The 16,762-nt window shown below is 64.0% G+C and carries 18 protein-coding genes; 6 read left to right on the top strand and 12 right to left on the bottom strand.

Going from position 1 to position 16,762, the window contains the following annotated elements:
* Window positions 1-215: 215 nt before the first annotated feature.
* A complete protein-coding gene (locus tag H4V99_RS07615; protein ID WP_280676983.1) occupies window positions 216-1,100 on the bottom strand; it encodes a VOC family protein in 885 nt (294 codons plus the stop codon).
* A gap of 118 nt (window positions 1,101-1,218) precedes the next feature.
* Window positions 1,219-1,824: a DUF1992 domain-containing protein gene (locus tag H4V99_RS07610; RefSeq protein ID WP_280676981.1), complete on the bottom strand. Its 606-nt coding sequence runs from the start codon at window positions 1,822-1,824 to the stop codon at window positions 1,219-1,221.
* Window positions 1,825-1,875: 51 nt separating this feature from the next.
* On the opposite strand from H4V99_RS07610, the gene H4V99_RS07605 reads away from it, so the two are divergent.
* Together H4V99_RS07605 and H4V99_RS07600 are read left to right on the top strand one after the other, a co-directional pair.
* A complete protein-coding gene (locus tag H4V99_RS07605; RefSeq protein WP_280676979.1) occupies window positions 1,876-2,358 on the top strand; it encodes a YbaK/EbsC family protein in 483 nt (160 codons plus the stop codon).
* A 138-nt stretch (window positions 2,359-2,496) separates the two neighbouring features.
* Complete coding sequence (locus tag H4V99_RS07600; protein WP_280676977.1) at window positions 2,497-4,332, top strand: DEAD/DEAH box helicase; 1,836 nt, start codon at window positions 2,497-2,499, stop codon at window positions 4,330-4,332.
* 80 nt (window positions 4,333-4,412) lie between these two features.
* Here H4V99_RS07600 and H4V99_RS07595 read toward each other — a convergent pair whose 3' ends face one another.
* Both H4V99_RS07595 and H4V99_RS07590 read right to left on the bottom strand, forming a co-directional pair.
* On the bottom strand, window positions 4,413-4,886 hold the full coding sequence (locus H4V99_RS07595) for a luciferase family protein (protein WP_280676975.1): 474 nt from the start codon (window positions 4,884-4,886) through the stop codon (window positions 4,413-4,415).
* Between the two features lie 118 nt (window positions 4,887-5,004).
* On the bottom strand, window positions 5,005-5,679 hold the full coding sequence (locus H4V99_RS07590) for a CoA pyrophosphatase (protein WP_280676973.1): 675 nt from the start codon (window positions 5,677-5,679) through the stop codon (window positions 5,005-5,007).
* A gap of 123 nt (window positions 5,680-5,802) precedes the next feature.
* On the opposite strand from H4V99_RS07590, the gene H4V99_RS07585 reads away from it, so the two are divergent.
* Window positions 5,803-6,363, top strand: coding sequence for a hypothetical protein (locus tag H4V99_RS07585; protein WP_280676971.1), 561 nt, complete (start codon window positions 5,803-5,805; stop codon window positions 6,361-6,363).
* A gap of 312 nt (window positions 6,364-6,675) precedes the next feature.
* Here the strand turns inward: H4V99_RS07585 and arfB are convergent, their stop codons facing one another.
* On the bottom strand, window positions 6,676-7,098 hold the full coding sequence (gene arfB / locus H4V99_RS07580; protein WP_280676970.1) for an alternative ribosome rescue aminoacyl-tRNA hydrolase ArfB: 423 nt from the start codon (window positions 7,096-7,098) through the stop codon (window positions 6,676-6,678).
* Between the two features lie 80 nt (window positions 7,099-7,178).
* On the opposite strand from arfB, the gene H4V99_RS07575 reads away from it, so the two are divergent.
* Window positions 7,179-7,802 (top strand): LysE family transporter, encoded by a 624-nt coding sequence (locus tag H4V99_RS07575; RefSeq protein ID WP_280676969.1) that lies wholly within the window; start codon window positions 7,179-7,181, stop codon window positions 7,800-7,802.
* Here the strand turns inward: H4V99_RS07575 and H4V99_RS07570 are convergent.
* Together H4V99_RS07570 and H4V99_RS07565 are read right to left on the bottom strand one after the other, a co-directional pair.
* The gene (locus H4V99_RS07570) at window positions 7,799-8,269 is read right to left on the bottom strand and encodes a GNAT family N-acetyltransferase (protein WP_280676967.1); all 471 of its coding nucleotides are present in this window, start codon (window positions 8,267-8,269) and stop codon (window positions 7,799-7,801) included. The genes H4V99_RS07575 and H4V99_RS07570 overlap by 4 nt on opposite strands.
* A gap of 52 nt (window positions 8,270-8,321) precedes the next feature.
* Complete coding sequence (locus H4V99_RS07565; RefSeq protein WP_280676965.1) at window positions 8,322-9,491, bottom strand: cation:proton antiporter; 1,170 nt, start codon at window positions 9,489-9,491, stop codon at window positions 8,322-8,324.
* A gap of 470 nt (window positions 9,492-9,961) precedes the next feature.
* On the opposite strand from H4V99_RS07565, the gene msrA reads away from it, so the two are divergent.
* Window positions 9,962-10,483, top strand: coding sequence for a peptide-methionine (S)-S-oxide reductase MsrA (gene msrA / locus H4V99_RS07560; RefSeq protein WP_280676963.1), 522 nt, complete (start codon window positions 9,962-9,964; stop codon window positions 10,481-10,483).
* Between the two features lie 87 nt (window positions 10,484-10,570).
* On the opposite strand, the gene H4V99_RS07555 is transcribed toward msrA, so the two are convergent.
* From H4V99_RS07555 to H4V99_RS07540, 4 genes are read right to left on the bottom strand one after another with little or no spacing between them, the layout of a single operon-like run.
* Window positions 10,571-11,491 (bottom strand): pseudouridine synthase, encoded by a 921-nt coding sequence (locus H4V99_RS07555; protein ID WP_280676962.1) that lies wholly within the window; start codon window positions 11,489-11,491, stop codon window positions 10,571-10,573.
* A gap of 38 nt (window positions 11,492-11,529) precedes the next feature.
* On the bottom strand, window positions 11,530-11,850 hold the full coding sequence (locus H4V99_RS07550; protein WP_280676960.1) for a nucleotide pyrophosphohydrolase: 321 nt from the start codon (window positions 11,848-11,850) through the stop codon (window positions 11,530-11,532).
* Between the two features lie 39 nt (window positions 11,851-11,889).
* Window positions 11,890-12,921 (bottom strand): hemolysin family protein, encoded by a 1,032-nt coding sequence (locus tag H4V99_RS07545; protein WP_280676958.1) that lies wholly within the window; start codon window positions 12,919-12,921, stop codon window positions 11,890-11,892.
* A complete protein-coding gene (locus H4V99_RS07540) occupies window positions 12,918-14,342 on the bottom strand; it encodes a hemolysin family protein (RefSeq protein WP_280676956.1) in 1,425 nt (474 codons plus the stop codon). Before H4V99_RS07540 ends, H4V99_RS07545 begins: the two co-directional genes overlap by 4 nt.
* A 361-nt stretch (window positions 14,343-14,703) precedes the next feature.
* Here H4V99_RS07540 and H4V99_RS07535 point away from each other — a divergent pair, with 361 nt between their 5' ends.
* On the top strand, window positions 14,704-14,904 hold the full coding sequence (locus tag H4V99_RS07535) for a hypothetical protein (RefSeq protein WP_280676954.1): 201 nt from the start codon (window positions 14,704-14,706) through the stop codon (window positions 14,902-14,904).
* A gap of 5 nt (window positions 14,905-14,909) precedes the next feature.
* Here the strand turns inward: H4V99_RS07535 and H4V99_RS07530 are convergent, their stop codons facing one another.
* Window positions 14,910-16,709, bottom strand: a complete 1,800-nt coding sequence (locus H4V99_RS07530) for an acyl-CoA dehydrogenase (protein ID WP_280676952.1) — start codon at window positions 16,707-16,709, stop codon at window positions 14,910-14,912.
* Window positions 16,710-16,762: the final 53 nt, after the last annotated feature.

The following is a 16,762-nucleotide window of genomic DNA, read 5'->3' as shown; positions in this document are numbered from 1 at the left end:
TGGCGTCTCTGAGATTGTTCATGGAACCATTTTACCCAGAAAAGAAGAAATATGTGAATAAACCTCAGAGAATGAATATGTTTTTTAGCAAACATATTCGCAGCATGATCACTCGCCGAACGTCACGGTCAGGCCCCGGTCTCGAGGCTGGCTGCAGGCTCGAAGCATGACTTCACTCTACAAACAGGCACCGACACCAGGGCCGCACTCACTCCTCACAAGGATGTCCCACCCACGCTCAGCGTGACGCGTGTGCCCCACGGGTCGTCAACACGGAGACTGCTCCCGTCATCCTGCACCGGAATGAACCGGTGCCGAAGTCGCTCGCTCACCGCATCGAGATCAGCGCGCTCAGGCACGGTGATGGCCACCTCAGCGAGACCGAGGCTGGCTGCACGAGGGCCGGCGCCACGGCTGTTCCACACGTTCATCGCCATGTGGTGGTGATATCCCCCGGCGCTCACAAACAGTGCGCCGGGCACCTCCAGAGTGGTCTCGAATCCCAGTGCATCCACGTAAAAAGCCGATGCCAGAGAAATATCGCCCACCTGCAGGTGAACATGGCCCACCGTCGCCGCATCGTGCAGTTCGGACTCGCCATTCGCCGGCAGGTTCCGGAGCAGGTAATCAGTCGCATCCAGGGCGAGCGTGGCCATCTCCACACTGCCGTTCCGATATGACCACTCCGATCGATCGCGGTCCACGTACAGTTCGATCCCATTACCTTCCGGGTCGGTGAAGTAAAAGGCCTCGCTCACGAGGTGGTCAGCACTTCCGACAAAAGCGGAACGCTGATCCCGCGCCGCCCGGTACACCGTGGCGGCCAGCGCGGCGGGAGTGTCAAAGAGCAGAGCGGTGTGAAAAAGGCCAGCCTGTGAGCGTGCAGCAACCGGAAGCCCGGGAGCGTGCTCCAAGGCCACCAGAGGGGTGAGCCCGCGACCGAGCACAACTGAGCCGGCGTCCTCCCCCACGACCTCCAGCCCGAGCGCCTCGCGGTAGTAGGACGACATGACCGCCAGGTCACCCACCCGCAGGCTGACGGCATCCATGCCGGTGTCAGCGGCCAGCAGATCGCCAGCGGCAGATCGGGTGTCGGTCATTGTCTTCTCCTGAACTCTGCGCCCCCGCACTTGGTTGTAGCTTCAAGTAAAGCAGAAGAAAGTTGAAGCGTCAACTAAAAAACCGACCTCGCCCGCATCAGGAAAGCGGATGTCCAGCTCACTGACCGCGTCGCGCTCGGCGTCGCTCCCGCCAGGTCAAAGCGGCCAGAGCGGCGGCTTCACGTTCCCGCAGCTCCGCCAGCACGCGCGACCGTGCGTCCCGACGCTCCCGCCACGCCGACACCTCCGCGGCAACATCACGGGTCGGCGTCACCACGGGTGGCCCGCCCTGCAGCTGCCGACGCGCCGCAATGACACGCCGATTGAAGTCTTCGAGAATCTCACGAACCGTCTCCGCACTGGTCGTGGCGTCCAGGCGAGCATCCAGAGCCGCGTGTTCGGTGCGCAGGGTGAGCGCGGGAGGCCCCAGACCGGTGATCTTCTCGCTCTCGATCTTCTGGCGAATCCACCAGTCCGGATCATACGCATTCTGCAGGTTGGGTAGCGGCTTCCCCGCACCCGGCAGGTTGTCGAAATCGCCCCGACGAATCGCCTGCTGAATCGCCATCTCCACGTACTGAGCGCGGGCTTCTATCATGGACTGCCCCGCCGCATTCGCGTCAGACTTGTCAGGTTCTGCGGCATCCGCTGTCGGCGTGAGCTTGTCCACCTGATACCGCGCAACGTTCAACCGCGAGTCGCGGGGATCCTTCGTACCGGCCATGGGCCCAGCCTAGGTCGACTCGCCCCCAGCCAGCTGTGATTGACTCAGGTCATGACGAAGACAGGCCGAGACCGTGTGAGAGCGGATGCCCTCTCCCGCGGACTCGACATAGACATCACCGAACGTGCGCCCGCCGACAGCCTAGAAGGTGCGGCGGCAGCTCTCGGAATCCAGCCCTCGAGCATCGTCAAGTCTCTCGTCGTGAAGCGACACGACGGCGACTATCTCTTCGCCCTGATTCCGGGCGACCGACAGATCAGCTGGGCGAAGCTTCGCGCACTGGTCGGCGTCAACAAGCTCTCCATGCCGCATCAGGATGTGGCCCTGGCCGTCACCGGCTACCCGCGCGGCGCCATCACCCCGCTTGGTAGCAGCACCGCCTGGCCGGTTTTCGCCGATGAGCGGATGCGGGGCGGCCGCGTCGCCCTCGGCGCCGGGGAACACGGTTTCTCGGCCTTCCTCGACGCCGACGCCCTCCTCACGGCCTACGACGCCACGGTGGCCGACATCACCGAGGCCCTCTCCTCGCGCTAACACCACTGGCTGTCGCCGCAATCGGCGGGCACCTTGCGGAGCTGGCGCCGAGACGGAAAACTCGCACGGAGGCATCCGCTGTCAAAGCAGCAGACGATACCTCACTTATAGGGGGCACGCATCGAGTACCGTTAGAGTATGACGCCTCCTGAAACAACCACCCGGAGCGATGCAGACGCTGCACCCGCAACGAAAACTTTCGCCGATCTCGGACTCAACGACGCAATGCTAAAGGCGCTCAAGGTCGTCGGGTACGAGACTCCCTCCGCCATTCAGGCCGCTACCATTCCCCCGCTGCTGGAAGGCCGCGACGTCGTGGGCCTCGCCCAGACGGGAACCGGCAAGACGGCCGCATTCGCCCTCCCCATTCTCTCCCGCCTCGACTTGGCGCAGAAAAACCCGCAGGCCCTCGTCCTGGCCCCCACCCGTGAGCTCGCACTGCAGGTGTGTGAAGCGTTTGAGAAGTACGCCTCCCACATGCGCGGCGTGCACGTGCTCCCCGTGTACGGCGGACAGGGCTACGGCGTTCAGCTCTCCGCTCTGCGTCGCGGCGTGCACATTGTTGTCGGTACTCCCGGTCGCATCATGGACCACCTGGAAAAGGGCACGCTGAACCTGAGCGAACTCAAGTACCTCGTGCTCGATGAGGCCGACGAGATGCTCAAAATGGGCTTCGCTGAAGACGTTGAGACGATTCTTGCCGACACCCCCGACACCAAGCAGGTGGCCCTGTTCTCGGCCACGATGCCGGCGTCGATTCGCCGCATCTCGCAGAAATACCTGAACGACCCGAAAGAGATCACGGTCAAGAACAAGACCACGACCTCCGCAAACACCACGCAGCGCTACCTGGTGGTGTCGTACGGCCAGAAGGTCGACGCCCTCACCCGCATCCTCGAGGTTGAAAACTTCGAGGGCATGATCGTGTTCGCTCGCACCAAGAACGAGACCGAAACCCTCGCTGAGAAGCTGCGCGCGCGTGGCTACTCCGCCATGGCCATCAACGGTGACGTTCCTCAGGTGCAGCGTGAGCGCACGGTTGAGCAGCTGAAGAGTGGCAAGCTCGACATTCTCGTTGCAACGGATGTCGCCGCTCGCGGCCTCGACGTGGAGCGCATCAGCCACGTGGTCAACTTCGATATCCCCATTGACACCGAGTCCTACGTGCACCGCATTGGTCGTACCGGACGCGCTGGCCGCAGCGGTGCCGCCATCAGCTTCGTCACCCCGCGTGAACGTCGCCTGCTCACCGCCATTGAGCGCGCCACACGCCAGCCGCTCACGCAAATGCAGCTGCCCAGCCCGGACGACGTCAACGTCACCCGTCTGGCCCGCTTCGATGACGCGATCACCGCCGCCCTCGGCGAGTCCGACCGCATCAGCAAGTTCCGCGACATCATCGCGCACTACGTGCAGCACCACGATGTGCCGGAGGCCGACGTGGCTGCCGCGCTCGCCGTGGTCGCGCAGGGTGAGACCCCGCTGCTGCTCACGGAGAAGGATGCCCGTGTGCAGCGCTTCGACCGCGACCGTGACGATCGCCCCGCACGCAGCGACCGCGATGACCGCTCACCGCGCTACGACCGCAATGATCGCAGCGACCGTCGCGACGACCGCGGAACCCGCGGTGACCGTCCGGAGCAGGGCGACCGTGTCGAGCGTCACCCGCGCAACGCCGACCGCGCCCTCGCCTCGTACCGCATCGAGGTGGGCAAGCGTCACAAGGTGGAGCCGCGCCAGATTGTGGGAGCCCTTGCCAACGAGGGTGGCCTGAGCCGGGAAGATTTCGGTCACATTCAGATCAACCCGGAGTACTCGCTTGTTGAGCTTCCGGCCGATCTGTCCCCGGACATTCTTGACAAGCTCTCGGGCACCCGGATCAGCGGAAAGCTGATCGAGTTGCACGCCGATGGCGGCGGTGGTGTGCGCCGCGAGGACCGCGACCGCAGCGAGCGTCCGCCGCGCCGCTACTAGAACCGCACGAAAGAAGGCCCTCGAGATTTCTCGGGGGCCTTCCTTCGTCACCTCGGCACGTGCCGGGGTCAGCCGATGCGCTAGTGAGACATCCGCTCAGTGTTTCCGCGGGCGAAGTCGAGACTCTCGGCCACAATTGTCAGCACCACTTCGAGTTCCGCCGTGGTTCGTGGGCCGTAGATCAAAAATTCACACCCCGTGTCGCCATACTGGTGCGGTTCGGCCCAGCCCAGTTCGGTGAGCCGATGTCCGCGCTCGGCCGGGAGACACACGTGAATGCTGGTGTCATCCACGCCGTGCACGTGAACGGGTTCCAGGCGCTGACCGGGGGCCAGGGACGTCTCTGCCGAACGCTCACTGGCCAGATCGGTGAGGAACACACCGCGGGATGTGGGCGGTGACACCTGACTGTGGCGCTCCTGCACGCCGGGAAGGCTGAAGATCCCCGCCACGAGCTGACCCCACAGTTCGGGTCTGGACTTCTCGGACAGCTGCCGCTGTGGCCCCTCGGTCGAGACACGAGGGCGAAAACCAAGGCGGGGTTTCGTGAGCATGCCCTCAGGTTAGCGGAGCGGTCTGGCTGCCCCGTGTGCGCGAAACCTGGGCCGTGGCGGATTTTCACAGTGCTGTCGGGCATCCGCATGCCGCCGCCAGCGTTCGCCGCACCGACCCTCAGACCTCGGGAACCACGATCTGCTCACTATCCCACGGCACCGACCAGCTGAGTTCCTCGAACATGCGTGAGAGCACAATCGCCGTGAAGCCCCAGATCAGCTTGCCATCCACGTCGAAAGCCGGGGCCCGAAACGTTCGATCGCCCACAACGTGCTCCGTGGCAACACGGTTGACCGGGTCGAGCAGGTCAGCCACAGGTATCCGAAACACATCCACGGTCTCACGGTGATCGACCGCGGCCACCTCCGACGGATGCGTCCACCACGCCGGAACCGGAGTGACCAGGTGGTTGCTGGCTGGCAGCGGCAGATCGGGCAGCGTGCCAAGCGGCTCGAGCCCGTCTGGATTGAGTCCGGTCTCCTCCACGGCCTCGCGCAGGGCGGCAGCGATCGGGCCGGCATCGGTGGCGTCCAGACGTCCACCCGGAAAAGCGATCTGTCCCGGATGGCTGCCCAACGTGGAGGCCCGACGCAACAGCAGCACGTCCAGGTCGCGCGACACCGGGAGCGCGCCGGAACAGTGGGCAGGCTCAGAGTCCAGCACTCCGAAGAGCACGAGCACCGCCGCGCGCCGCACCGCGGAGCCGTTCATCAGCACGCGAGACAGGTCGGTTTCCCAGTCGAGGCCCCGCTCACACAGCGCACGAAGGGCTGATCTCGGATCCTCGGTCATGATTCCAGCGTAGGGAGTCGGACCACTTTTCGGCGACAACGCACCGGTGCCGGTCCGAGAAGAACAGGATTCGTTCAGATTGAACTGGGATTCTGAGGCCATACCTCACAGAAAGGGAATCACATGGGCTTCCTTGATCGACTCTTTGGCCGTCCCGAGCAGTCCCCTCCTCGCGCCACCGGCGCGGGAAACTCGCAGCGGAGTGCGGACGACATCGCCGTCGAGCGTTACCAGTACCTGCTGCGAACCGCTCCTCCCGAAACCATTGAGCAGGTGCACACCGAGGCCTTCGCCAAGCTCACCGAGGAGCAGCGCGATCTGCTCTTTCGCCAGCTCAGCGAGAGCCTCGACGAGAGCGAACGCCCGGCGAATGCCACGCCCGCCACGCTGGCCCAGGCGGCCACTCGTGCCGAGTTGCAGAATCCGGGAACACTGGCCGGCAGCTTTGGTCGTCAGGGTGGTCAGGGTGGTCCGGGATTCGGGAGCATGTTCGGCGGTTCACTCCTCGGAACCGTCGCCGGTTTCGTGATCGGCTCCGCGCTGGTGAGCGCCTTCCTACCGATGGATGGCGGCGGTTCTGACGCGGACGCATCCGCTGCTGACGCGGGCGATCCCCAAGCGGATGCCGGCGGCGACGCGGGCGGAGACTTCGGCGGCGACTTTGGTGGCGATTTCGGCTTCTGAGCAGCAGCGCGGCGTCGCGGCACTCATCTGCCTGCGCGGCACTCGTCCAAACGAGTGCCGCACGGGCACACGAGTGCCGCGCCGCTTCCCCGGGTCTCGAGACGCGCGCCAAGTACATGCGCGCTCCTCGACCAGCGCGTCCGCCCGCGCTCCGCGCCCCCCTCTCGCTGGTCGAGCGCGAGCTTGCGAGCAGTCGAGACCTCGTGAGCTGGCCTTCGGGACTGACTCACCGGGTCTCGAGACGCGCGCCAAGTACATGCGCGCTCCTCGACCAGCGCGTCCGCCGCGGCAACCACGCCGGCCCAGGACTCGCTAATCGTCGGCAGGGCGGCGGCGCTGCTGCTTCGTAGCGGAGCGCTGCTCCTTGACAGCCAGCCACCGCCGCCCGGAACCACGCGTGGGCTTGGTTGCCCGACGCCGCGGTCCGTCGGGCGCCAGCGCGTCCGCGAGAAGTTCGGCCAGCTTGCGCAGCGCGATCTCCCGGTTGCGCAGCTGCGACCGCTGCTCCGATGCGGCTACGGTGACCACTCCAGAAACGAGTCGCCGATCGAGGCGCTCGAGGAGGCGCATCCGCTGCTCATCGGTGAGCGCGAGGGAGCCGGAAATGTGCCACGACAACTCCACCCGGCTGTCCGATGTGTTCACGTGCTGCCCGCCCGGGCCTCGGGATCGCGAGAATCGCCAGCCCAGTTCCTGCGCGGGAATGGTGAGCTCCGGTGATACCTCTAAATCCATGCTCTCAGCTTGCCACGGCCAGCACCGGTGTGCGCAAACGCCGTGACATCCCGCGCCCCGCGCACCAGTAAACTTGGCCGGTGCAGTTCTCCTTGTGGTTGGCCCTGTTAGGCGCCGGTACCCTCATCAGTTTCACGCCCGGCGCGGGTGCGATCAACACCATGAGCAACTCCCTCAACGCGGGCTTTCGTCGTTCCATCTGGGGTATTTTCGGTCAACAGGCCGCGCTGCTCATCCACATCACGATCGTGGCCCTCGGCGTCGGAATCCTCGTGGCGAGCTCGCCGGTGGCGTTCAACGTTATCCGTTACGCCGGCGCCGCCTACCTGGTGTACCTCGGCATCCGGCAATTCCTCGCTCAGCCGGCCCTCGACAACGAGAGCGTGCATGCCCGGCGCAATGAGCCTCGCTGGTCCATGTTTCGACGCGGACTGTGGGTGAACCTGCTCAATCCCAAGGCAATCGTGTTCTTCCTGGCATTCCTGCCGCAGTTCATTCAGGTCGGCCAACCACTGCTGCCCCAGTACCTCATCGCTGCCGCCACGGTCGTCGTCATCGACGTTCTCGTGATGTGGTTCTTTTTCGCCGGCACCGCGCGGTCATTCCAGCGCTTCACCCGCGACGCTCACGGTCAGCGTGTCCTGAACCGCGTCTTCGGCGTGCTTTTCGTTCTGGTGGGAATCCTGCTCGCCACCATCCACTAGGCCCCGGTCAGGTCCTTACGCATCTGCACCGCAGTGGTCACGTAACCCAGCGATTCATAGAGCGCACGGGCATTCGCGTTATACCCAAAGACATTGAGCCCAACGGATGCTGCGCCCAACCTCCGCGCCTCCACCTCACCGAGCAGCATGGCCTGGCGTCCAAACCCGCGTCGTCGAAACGCGGGTTCGATTTCAATGTCGAAGATCCACCACGCATCGGTCAGACCGGGCTGGGGTCCGATCCAGATGTAGCCCACGGCAGCGTCATCGTCGAGCACCTCCCACACGCGGTGCGTGGCCAGAGGTTGTCGGTTCGGGAAGTTGTCCGCGAATGACCTCTCCGCCTTCTCCCGTGCGACGGTCTCCGATTCCCCGGCGGCGATCCGTGAAGCCAGATACTGCTCCTGCGAGGTCGTGAGCCACCTGTCGAATCGCTCCTGCGGCATTGCCTGTAATCGAATGTTCATTCCCCCATGCTCCCACCCTCGCGGAGCCGCATGCCACCCGACGGCGCAGCCGTCACGACGACGGCGGCGCGACAGGCTTGCCCTCCCCCACCGGCCGGGTGAATCTCTCGGCCGCCCGGGCCCCGGCCAGCGCGCTAGCCGCGATCGTGATCAGCGCTCCAAGAATGAGCGCGGCGGCTTCGCCGGGTTGCAGCAGGTTCAGCTGGGTTCCGATCGTTGCCGCCGCCACGGGCACACCCAGCAGCGCGGCAGACAGCGCCCCCAGCGACAGGGGCAGCCCGATAACGCGCAGCACCATGTGCACGAGCAGTGCTCCCACACCGAGGCTCACGCCGAGAAGAATCATCGGGGGGCGGCTGGCAAGGTCCCCAAAGCTGAGGGAGGCACCCAGCCAGACAAAGAACAGGGGGCCGAGGAATCCGTCCGTGACGGCGAAAAGTTGATGCGCAAGACGCCGCGGTTCGCCAATCGCGGCCACGACGAGTCCGAACGCAAATCCGGCCAGCATGATGGACACCTGGCTGTAGACCGCCAATCCGGCCAGTGCGAAGAGAATCGCCAACTGAATGCGCAGTTCGAGGGCAAACTTGCGCCGGGCCGAGACGCGGTGCAGGCGCACGCGGCTTCCCCGGCGCTCCAACCAGCGCAACAGCATGAAGACCACGCCCGCGCACACCCCCACCGCGAGGGTTCCGAGTGCCGCCCGGCCCGCGTTCGGCGGATCCACAGCGAGTGGCAGGGCCACGATGCACGCGATGTCGGCGATGGCGACCTGGGTCGTCATCGCTAGAACCTGCGGACCCCCCAGACGCAGCGAGCCGATGATCGGCAACACCAGGGCCGCCGACGAGGAGGCCAGGAGAACCACGTAGAGCGGCGCATGTCCGGTCGCGAACACCACCGCGATCGCTGTCCCCACTCCACCGGCCACGACTGCGGCAACAGCGGCTCGGAGGGCTCCCTGCCCGACTGCCGAGCGAATCATCGCGTCCCGCACCGGCACATGCGACCCGGCCACAAACATGATGAGCGCGAAGCCGATATTCGCAAGGAACGTGAAGATCGGATCTGAGGCATCCACGAGGGCGAGCCCGGTCTGCCCGATCGCGATGCCGGCTACCAACTCACCCAGCACCACGGGCAGATGCCATGTGCGCGGCAGTGCGAGCAGAGGTCCAAGCAGCGCCACCACAGCAATCAGTGCGAGCGTCAGGAACGTCATGCCCTGCTCCCTTGCAGTCCTGTTACACAGTGAACTGACTAGAGACTATTCCTGCCGTGGCCCCAAGCCGAGCTTTCGCGCATCATAAGATTCGCGTTCACCGCCCGGAAAACAGCCGCGAGAACCACCCGCCCCCGCTGGAGGCAGGTTCGTTCTCGTGCCCGCGGCAGCGGTCGGAACTGGGCACACCGCGCATCACCTGATCAACGTGCTGACCACAGCCCGCCCAGGTGGTCTTTCCACACTTCTTACAGGCAACGGCACGGCACATAACAACTCCTTTTTCAGTGAACTTGTCACTTCACTATACCCCATGGGGTATGTAACAATTCCTGAACACTGCACGAGCATTTCGTGACAGTGCCCTCCATTGAGGGCTGCGGAACAATTTAGCGACCTAGAGTGTTTCAACGAGCGGAACCGCACTCGGCCGCATGCCGAGAGCACGTGCCATCACCACGAGGAGAATCATGAACACTGAACAAGCAATCCTGGCTGGCGGCTGTTTCTGGGGAGCTCAGCAGCTGCTGCGTCGCCGCCCCGGAATTCTCGCTACCCGCGTGGGCTACTCCGGCGGCGATACCCCCGACGCCACTTACCGCAATCACGGCGACCACGCCGAGGCGGTAGAGATTGAGTTCGATCCCGCTGTCATCAGCTACCGCGAGGTGCTGGAATTCTTCTTCCAGATTCACGACCCGTCCACGAAGAACCGTCAGGGCAATGACGTGGGCCGCGGCTACCGCTCCGCCATTTATTACACATCGGCCGAGCAGAAGCGTGTCGCCGAGGAGACCATAGCGGATGTCGATGCCTCCGGCATCTGGCCGGGCCCGGTTGTCACCGAGGTCGAGCCGGCTGGCGATTTCTGGCAGGCCGAGGAAGACCACCAGGACTACCTAGAGAAGTCCCCGAACGGCTACACCTGCCACTACATCCGTGCAGGGTGGCGTCTGCCCACCCGCGCGGACACCGCGGCTGCCGCCAGCTAACGTCGAACACGACACACAACATCGCCCCTGAGTTTTTCAGGGGCGATGTTGTGTGTACGGGGACGTGAACCCCTGGCGCCGCAACGCTCAGTCGGTCTCGGCCCGCAGTGGGAGTTTGCGCACGCTGTCGAATCGGCGCTCACGGCCGTCGATCGGGTCGGTGAAGCTCACAGCGCTGGCCAGGAGTTGCAGCGGGTGGGTGAAGTCGTGCACCGGGACATCCGCTACAACGGGATAGAGCGGGTCGTCGCAGATCGGAATTCCCAGACCCAGCATGTGCAGGCGCAGCTGGTGAGTGCGCCCCGTCCGCGGGCTGAGCCGGTACGTGGCCTGATTGCCACGTTCGGTCTCGAGTTCAATGAGCGATTCGGCGTTCACCGGAGCATCGGGCACCACGTAGCCCTGCCACTGCCCACGACGCATGGTGAGATGATTGCGCACGGTGACGGGCAGTTCGAGGCCCGGTCGGAGCGGCGCGAGTGCGTGGTAGGTCTTGCTGATCTCCCCGCGCTGAAACAGGGACTGATAGTCACCTCGCCACCGGCGCTCGGTGGCCAGCACCAACACACCCGAGGTCACCCGGTCGAGACGGTGCAGCGGCGAGAGTTCGGGCAGCCCCAGTTCGACGCGCAGACGCACCACTACGCTCTGCAGAACGTGCCGTCCGCGCGGAATGGAGGAGAGAAACGGTGGCTTGTCGATCACCACGAGGCGATCATCGCGGTGGATCACATGAATCTCCCCCGGGACGAACACCTCCTCCGCGAGGTCGCGGTGAAACCACACAAAAGTGTGTGGTTGGTACGGGTCCCGGGCCAGTACCGGCGCACCCGTCTGATAGACGAAGCGTCCGTCGGCCAGAAACCCGGCCACGTTCACAAACTCGGCTAACCGCTCCGCGAGAAAGTCGCCCATGTCGTCCCACGGGTAGCTCGCAGCGCGTTCCGGCGTCGATACCCACGCAGCATCGAGCCCGTGGCGCTGAGGAAGGGGAGAACGCGGAGGCACCCCTCGATCGTACGTGTCAATGCGCCACTTGACAGCGCCTACAGGGCGTCGTACTTCGTGCTTCGCCCCCGCGCTGTATCGACCGGATACTTTCCCCGGGTGACCGCCAACTTGTCGAGAATGATCTGGTTCGGGTCCATCCCGAGCCGGTCGGCCAGAAGAAGGCAGTAGGTGAGAACATCGGCTAGTTCCCCGCGAACCCGGTCGGGATCAGCGTCGGCATTCCACTGAAAACACTCCAACAGCTCCCCCGCTTCAATAGCAATGCTCTTGGCCAGGTTTTCCGGGGTGTGGAACTGTGACCAGTCACGCTCAGCGACCATGGCCGCGATCTCGTCGCTGACGGAAAATTCATTCATCCCGCCAACGTATCAGCGTCACAGTCCACCCCCGTCTCGTTAGCGGATGCCTGACGAAAGGTTATCGTCGGCGTGCGGAAGCACTCTCGGCAAAACGTCGGAGAGTGTCACAACTCCGTAGAAACAGTCATCGTCGACAACAATCGCAAACTGCTCACTGGTGGTGCGCATGCGAGCGAGAGCCTCGTAAACCGGGGTCGACCCTGCAAGCACCAGTGCGGGTCGTGCGAGGGGCGCCGCCGGGGCGTCCAGCTCCGCCAGCAGGGTGTCGCGCACGTGAATGATGCCGGGAACGTGGGCCGGATCACCAATGAGAATGCGCATGTGGCCCGAGTCCGCGGCTGCACGCTGCACGTCGGCCACCGTCGCGCCGGTCGGCACCACGGTGGGCGTGGCGCTGGCATTCACCAACTCGTCCAGCCGTAGGGTTTCCAGCTCGATCGCACCCTCAAGCTGTGGACGGAACGACGCGTCGAGAGTGCCCGCCCGCGCCGACAGCTCAACCAGATGGCGAATGGTTTCGGCATTCTGCCCGCCAACGGCCGCACTTTCCACGGGAACGACACCAGAGGCTCGCACCAGTCTGTTCGCAATACTGTTGACCCAGTTCAGCAGTGGTCTGAACGGCCAAATGAACACGCGGGACGGGATGCCGATGACTTTCGCGGCCGTTTCCGGATGCGCAATCGCCCACGATTTGGGGGCCATTTCGCCAACCACCAGATGCAGAAAAGTTACGAGGAGCAGCGATAGCCCGAACGCGAGCGCACCGGCACCCCATTCGGGTAGACCCAGACCTAAGAAGATTGGTCCAAGCCAACGATCCAGAGCCGGCTTGGTCACCGCACCCAGTGCAAAGGTACACACGGTGATGCCCAGCTGGGCTCCGGCGAGCATCAGGGTCAGCTCATTCACCCCACGGAGCGCGGCCCGAGCGGATCTATCGGTGGCCGCCGTTGCTTCCAGGCGGTGGCGACGTGCGCCGAGCAGAGCAAATTCGATGATGACAAAGAACGCACTCAGGGCGATCAGAGCGGTGGTGACAAGCACCACAACGAGAGAGTTGGTCATCGGTCTTCCCCTGTCACGGCATCCGTGTCGGTTGCGAGTCCCGGCAACGTGATGCCTGCGTCATCGTTTCCCCGGCTTTCACGGAGACCAACGCGAAGCACGCTCGGAACGTGGCGTTCAATCTCGAGCACGTCGATGTCCAGCCAGCGGTGCACGTCCTCGTTGTGCACGAGATCTGCAGGATCGTCGGGCAGCGGGATGATCACACGCTCTCCCACTGTCGGCAATGCGCCGCGAGCGGCGATCACCAGCCCTGCAACGGTCTCAAAATCGCCGTCGGGCAGTTCGTAGCCCAGGGCGCGATGCATCTCATCCACATGAACGTCGCCACCCATCCGCCACACCAGGTCACCGTCGGGTTCGACCGAGGGGGCTGAAGCGTCATCATGTTCGTCCGTGATTTCCCCCACAATCTCCTCGGCGAGGTCTTCCAGGGTGAGCACACCGGCGAATCCGCCGTACTCGTCGATGGCGCAGGCCAGGTCGTTGTGTGTGCGGGTGAGTTCGGCGAGAGCTTCGGGAAGCTTCATGAGTGTCGACAGCACGAGCGCGGGGTGCATGATTTCGGTAACGGATGCCTCGGTGGGCAGGGTAGACCCGAGCACGTCGGCAAGTTGAACGACCCCGAGCGGTTGGCTCTCATCGTCAACGACGGGGTAACGGGTGTGTGCTCGCGCCATCATGGCACGCACCTCCGCGATCGTGGTCTCGGGCCGAACAGTGTCAACGAGCGACCGCGGAATCATCGCATGCTCAACGGTCTGCTGCGGAAACTCCAGAATTCGATCGAGCATGAGCGAGAGTTCGGCGGGCAGATCGCCACTGGTGCGAGAATCCGCCACAATGCGTTCGAGATCCTGCGCGGTGGCACTGGAATCCACGTCGTGCACGGGTTCAATACGCAGTAGGCGAAGCAGGGCGTTGGCCGCAAAATCGAAAACCGCAATGAGCCAACCGAAGGTTGCGAGGTAAATCGTCGTCGAGCGGGCCAGGCCGCGGGCAAGCGGTTCGGGGTTCGCGATCGCAAGGTTCTTCGGGTAGAGCTCGCCGAAGATCATTTGCACCACGGTTGCGATCACCAGGGCCAGAACGGTCCCGATGGTGATGCTGACGGCCACGGGAATCCCCGCACCCCCGAGCAGCGTTCCAATCGCCCCACCGATGAGCGGCTCCGCGGCAAACCCCACGAGCAGACCGGTGACGGTGATGCCCAGTTGCGCGCCCGACAGCATGAACGAGGTGCGTTTGGTCACGGCAAGGGCACGTGCTGCCGCCACATCTCCCGCTGCTGCCTGGGCGCCGAGCTTGTTGCGATCAACCGACATGTAGGCAAATTCCTGCGCCACAAAGTAGCCGTTTGCAGCGATGATCGCCAGAATCACCACAATCCCGATGAGGAGCAGTCCCGTTGCTGCAATCATTCCGCCATCACCCCCGCCGGCAACGCAGCAGAGCGTCGGAGTGTCAGTAAGAGAATGTTGTGTTGGTCGTGGGCCTTTACGGCCACGGCTCGGTGATCCACAGTCTGGGTCAGCGCCTTCCGGTTGTGTCGCATTCAGTAACTTCTACTGTACAAGACGCACCGAACACCAATCTGGTTGAGAGCTAGGAGGAGACCGTGCTCCGCGTGCCACAGCATCCGTTCAGATCGTGCTCCGTGCGGGGTGTTGCGCGGCCACGTATGCGGCTATTCTGGCCCGCGTCGACGCCTGTCGACGCTCACCAAGCCGAAGACTACCTCCGGCGGGGTGAGCAACACGGCTCTGAGGACAGGAGAGCACGATGACCAGCAACGGTCGCGGGAGCACGATTGTGCGGGACGGCCCGTGGGGCTTTATCTTTTTGCTGGCCTACGTTGGCGCGGCAATTTACTTCATCTCCGAGTCGGACGGCTCGTTTTGGGGCGTGATTCTCGGCCTCCTTCAGGCCGTGGTGTGGCCGGTCTATGTCATTTTCCACGTGTTGACGCTCATCGGCGCCTGAGCTCCTTACGAGGAAACCGTGCTGCGCGCGATCCCGGACAGCTGCGCCACGTTCAGCGCAAACAGGTCGGTTGACCCCGCCGTCGCCGCGCCGAGTAGCCCGGAGCAGGCTGGCAGCAGCTGCTGGGCAAAGAATCGTGCCATCACCAACTGGGTCTCCGCCTGCTCGGGGTCCCCCGCTGCTGCCCCGGCGAGGGCGGAGCGGGCCAGAAGCCAACCGCTCACGCAGAGTCCCCACATGCGCAGATACGGAACGGAACCAGCGAGCACACCGTTCGGATCGCCGCGGCCAGTGCGGAGCATCCACTCTGTTGCCGTGTCCAGTGCATCAAGCTCGGCACTGAGCGACGCCCGGATCGAGTCGAATTCGGTGCCGGCCTCGGCCAACTCGGCCAGAATCTCGCGCATCGTTTCGAGGAACTCACGTGCCGAATCACCGCCGCGAACGCCGAGTTTACGTCCCACGAGGTCGGCGGCCTGAATACCGTTGGTGCCCTCGTAGATCGCCATGATGCGCACGTCGCGATAGTGCTGCGCGGCACCCGTCTCCTCGATGAATCCCATGCCGCCATGGATTTGCAGGGCGAGCGAGGTGAGCTCGTTGCCGAGGTCACTCCCGTACGCCTTACAGATCGGGGTGAGGAGGCCGGCGATCTCATCGGCACGGGCACGCACGGCGGCGTCGGGATTGTGGGTGCTCTGGTCCACGTAGACCGCGTTCAGCAGCATGAGTCGACGTGCCGCGGCCAAATATGTCTTTTGGGTCATCAGCATGCGGCGCACGTCAGGAAAGTCGATGATGGCTGAGTCACGCTCGGTTGCGCCAATAGCTCGGCCCTGACGGCGGTTCTGCGCGTAATCGAGGGACTGCTGGTACGCCCGCTCGCTGATGCCCACGGCCTGCATCCCCACCGATACCCGGGCGCTGTTCATCATGATGAACATGATCTGCATTCCGCGGTTTTCCTCACCCACGAGGTAGCCGGTGGCATTGGCATATTCCAGCACGCAGGTCGGCGACCCGTGGATGCCGAGCTTGTGCTCCAGCGACAGTGCCGAAACGCCGTTGTGCTCGCCGAGGGAGCCATCGTCGTTCACGAGGAACTTGGGCACGATGAAGCAGGAAATTCCCTTGGTGCCGGCCGGAGCGCCGGGAACGCGGGCCAGCACGAGGTGAACGATCTGCTCGGCCATGTCGTGGTCACCATAGGTGATGTAAATCTTCTGGCCGGTGAGAGCGTAGCTTCCGTCGTCGTTCTTCACCGCCCGTGTTGTGATGGCTCCCACGTCGGAACCGGCCTGCGGTTCGGTGAGGTTCATGCTCCCGGTCCACTCCCCGGTCACCATCTTGGGCAGAAATTGCTGCTTCAGGGCGTCGCTGCCGTAGTGCACCAGAGCTTCAATAGCCCCCTGGGTGAGCAGTGGGCACAGGGCAAATGCCACGTTGGCCGTGGACATCAGCTCCTGAATGGCAAGGCCAACGGTGTGGGGGAAATCGCCGCCGCCAAACTCTTCGGGTAGCGGTACCGCGCCCCAGCCGGTTTCCACATACTGACGGTAGGCGTCTCGGAAACCCGGAGAGGTAACGACAGTGCCATCCGGCTGTCGCGCAGCGCCCTGAACATCGCCGGAACGATTCGTGGGGGCGACGACCTCGGCCATGAATTCACCGCACTGCTCGAGAAGTTCGACGACGGTGTCGAGGTCCGCATGCTCAAATCCGGGCAGTGCGGCGACATCGGGATAGCCCACCACGTGCTCGAGGGTGAAGGCGATGTCTGAGGTTTGGGGACGGAATGTACTCATGCGAGACAGCGTAGCTAGGTCTGCACTCCACGTGGTGAGACATGAGCAACTGC

It is taken from the genome of Cryobacterium sp. CG_9.6, assembly GCF_029893365.1.
In the GTDB taxonomy this organism is placed as follows: Bacteria; Actinomycetota; Actinomycetes; order Actinomycetales; family Microbacteriaceae; genus Cryobacterium.
The sequence above is the reverse complement of the archived record's forward strand: the minus strand, read 5'-3'. Positions and strand labels throughout refer to the sequence as shown.